Annotated in this window: 2 protein-coding genes; one reads left to right on the top strand and one right to left on the bottom strand. The window is 74.1% G+C overall.

Features of this window, described 5'->3' with window-relative positions; all coding sequences use genetic code 11:
• The first annotated feature begins 164 nt into the window (after positions 1-164).
• Positions 165-2,210: a hypothetical protein gene (locus tag Q4D18_RS11355; protein WP_303128494.1), complete on the top strand. Its 2,046-nt coding sequence runs from the start codon at positions 165-167 to the stop codon at positions 2,208-2,210.
• Positions 2,211-2,279: 69 nt separating this feature from the next.
• On the opposite strand, the gene Q4D18_RS11360 is transcribed toward Q4D18_RS11355, so the two are convergent.
• On the bottom strand, positions 2,280-3,347 hold a 1,068-nt coding region (locus Q4D18_RS11360), incomplete at its 5' end, for an ABC transporter ATP-binding protein (RefSeq protein WP_303128496.1).

Raw genomic sequence — 3,347 nt, forward strand, 5'->3', positions numbered from 1 at the left:
CGTGGAACTTCTGTCACCTCGGCGTGCGCGTGGGCGTGCGGGTGGGCGCGCGGGCGATCGGTCTCGGCGTCACCCCGACGTCGCCCCCGCACCCTCCCGACCCCGGCGTGACCTGGCAGGCCAGCCCATCTGACCGGCCGGTCACCCGGATGCATACTGGTGGCATGCCTCTGCGTCGCCCCTGTGCCTTCTCCGCCGCCGCCCTGTCCCTCGCCCTGGCTCTGACGGGCTGCCAGACCGCGCCCCAGGTCACCTCCGTGGCCACCGCGCCCACGTCCGAGGAAGCCTCCGCTCCGGAGGGCGAGGCGTCGTCGTCGCCGGCGGACGCCACCGGGGAGGGCACCGCAGACGACGCCGACGCGGCCCCCGCCACGGACCCGGCCGGCGAGGGCAGCGAGGCCGACGGCGAGCTCGAGGGCGAGCTCGACGACGAGGGCGCGGTCAGCGAGGCCGCGGGCCCGCACGCGCCGGCGGACCGGGCGATCGCGCCGGTGGAGAGCGTCGTCGCGGACGGGGTGCGCACCACCCAGTTCGACCTCGGGAACCTGGAGCTGCCCCGCACGGACGGCGAGCCCGAGCCCTACGCGACCCCCGTGCGCGGCAGCCTGATCACCCCGGAGGACGGGACGCAGAACGCGCCGCTGATCGTGGTGGGCCACCTGCGCATGCCCGGCTGCGTGGCCGAGGACCAGGAGCCCGAGTTCGCCTACCCGTGCCCGGACGGCACGAAGGAGCTGCGCTACGACCGCGGCATGGAGTACTTCGGGCAGGCCATGGCCGAGCGCGGCTACGCGGTGCTGATCCCGGACTTCTCCCCGCTGTACATCGAGCGCGTGGAGGAGACGTACGACCAGCAGCGCGGCTGGTCCGCGATCCTGGACCGCATCCGCCCCGAGCTCGACGCGGCCGCCGCGGGTCAGGAGAACGCGCTCGGCGTCGACCTGACCGGCCGCCTGGACCTGACCCGAATGGGCTACGTGGGCCACTCCCGCTCCGGCGCGGCACCGGCCCTCATCAGCGACGGCGGCGCCCGCGACGGCCTGCCCATCGCCTCGATCCTGACGTACGGGGCCGCCCCCCAGGTCCCGGACGAGCCGGACGGCCCCTGGGGTCCGCCGCCCGCGCCCGAGGTGCCCACGCTCTCCCTCGTCAGCCTCGACGACGGCGACATCGACCTCGCCCCGGCCCTCCTGGGCGCCGCCCACCTGGCGCAGTCCCGGACGGAGCCGGCCCTGGTGGGGATGGTCACGGGGCTGGGCCACGCGTACATCAACCGCGCGCTCTCCGCTGAGGGACTGGACGACCGCTACCGGTGCCTCACCGACCCGAACGACCCGGCCCGGCAGCAGGTGGGCGAGTGCCCCGGCCCCGCGGAGCATGAGGCGTTCCTCGTCTCGACGGCGGAGCAGTGGTTCGCGGCGACCCTCGGCTCCCCCACCACGACGCCGGAGGACGCCGGCCGCGGCGCCGCCGGGTTCCCGCTGGACGGCCTCGACGCGCTGCCGCCGACCCTCAGCGGACGCCCCGTGGACTGGCTGGCCGTGCCCGGCGCGGACGTGCAGCGCACGGTGCTGGCGGACGCCGAGCGCGCGTCCGGCCTCGACGCTTCCGGCGCGGTGGTGGACCCGGAGGCGGCGCGGGTCCGCGTGGTGGGAGACGGCGCGACCCTGCGGCGCTGCTTCTTCCTCGACCCGATGAACCCCACCCGGGACCCGCGGCGGTGCCCCGAGCCCGACACCGCCACGCAGGCCAATCCTGACCTGCAGTTCCTGGCGCGACTGCCTGCCGGTGGCGCGCTCGTGGTGGACGTGGGCCGGCCCGCCGACGCCTTCGCGCTGCACCTGGCGCCCTTCGACGCCGGCGAGGCGATGGGGACGACCCTCGACGTCCGCGTGGAGGCCGTCCTCGCCGATGGCACGGTGGTGCAGCTTCCCTGGGACGCCTCCGCCCGCCACGCCCTGCGCAACCGCGCTGAGGGCGAGGTGAGCCACTCCATCCTCAGCACCACCGTCCGGGTGGCTATGCCGCAGGAGCTGCGCGCGGCACAGGTGGCGGAGCTGCGCCTGGTGAGCGACGGCGGCGCGGACGTCGTGGTACAGCAGGTCGACGCCCTGCGCATGCCCCGTGCGGTCCCTGAGCCGGAGGTCGGCCCGCAGCCCGGCACCGGCGAGGAGCCGGAGGCGACGCCGAGGCCGCGCCCGCTCAAGTGAGATCCCTCGGCCTCACGGGGCCTCGGGAGGCGGACTGCCCTTGAGCGCGCAGGTCACCCTGCCGCGGGGTCACCGGGCGTCCCCGGGTGCGGTGCCGTCGTCCCGGCCCACGTCCTCCCCGCCCTGGAACTGACTCGTGTACAGCCGGTGGTAGGCGCCCTTCGCGGCGAGCAGCTCGTCATGGGATCCCTGCTCCACGATGTCCCCGTGCTCCATCACCAGGATCACGTCCGCGTCCCGGATGGTGGAGAGCCGGTGCGCGATCACGAAGCTCGTCCGGTCCGAGCGCAGCGCCGCCATGGCCTCCTGCACCAGCACCTCGGTGCGGGTGTCCACGGAGGAGGTGGCCTCGTCCAGGATCAGGATGGACGGCTGCGCCAGGAACGCCCGGGCGATGGTGATCAGCTGCCGCTCGCCGGCGGAGACGTTGTCCGCGTCCTGCTCGATCACCGTGTCGTAGCCGTCCGGGAGCGCGTGCACGAAGCGGTCCACGTAGGTGGCCTTTGCCGCGGCGATGACCTCCTCGTCTGTGGCGTCCAGCCGGCCGTAGCGGATGTTCTCCCGGATGGTGCCGCCGAACAGCACCGCGTCCTGCAGCACCATGCCGGTGTGGGAGCGCAGCTCCGCGCGGGGCACGCGGCTGATGTCCACGCCGTCCACCAGGATCCGGCCGCCGTCCACCTCGTAGAAGCGCATGATGAGGTTCACCAGGGTGGTCTTGCCCGCGCCGGTGGGCCCGACGATCGCGATGGTCTGGCCCGGCTCCGCCACCAGGTCCAGGTCCGTGATCAGCGGCTTCTCCGGGGTGTAGGAGAACCGCACGTGCTCGAAGTCCACGCGGCCGCGCACCGGGCGCGGCAGGTGCGCGACGACGTCGCCGTCCGGGGCCTGCTCGGGCTCGTCGAGCAGCTCGAAGATGCGCTCGGCCGAGGCCACTCCGGAGATCAGCATGTTGGACATCCCGGCCACCTGGCCCAACGGCTGGTTGAACTCGCGCGAGTACTGGATGAACGCCGTCACCGCGCCCAGGGTCATCTGGCCGTTGGCCACGCGCAGCCCGCCCACCACGGCGATCCCCACGTACCCCAGCCAGTTCACCCACTGCATGATCGGCATGATCATCCCGGAGTAGAACTG

This window comes from Micrococcus sp., from assembly GCF_030523875.1.
GTDB lineage: Bacteria > Actinomycetota > Actinomycetes > Actinomycetales > Micrococcaceae > Micrococcus.

What these genes read in the sequence shown, in the direction of transcription:
- Q4D18_RS11355 (WP_303128494.1), top strand. Translation starts at nt 165, where the DNA reads ATGCCTCTGCGTCGCCCCTGTGCCTTCTCCGCCGCCGCCCTGTCCCTC.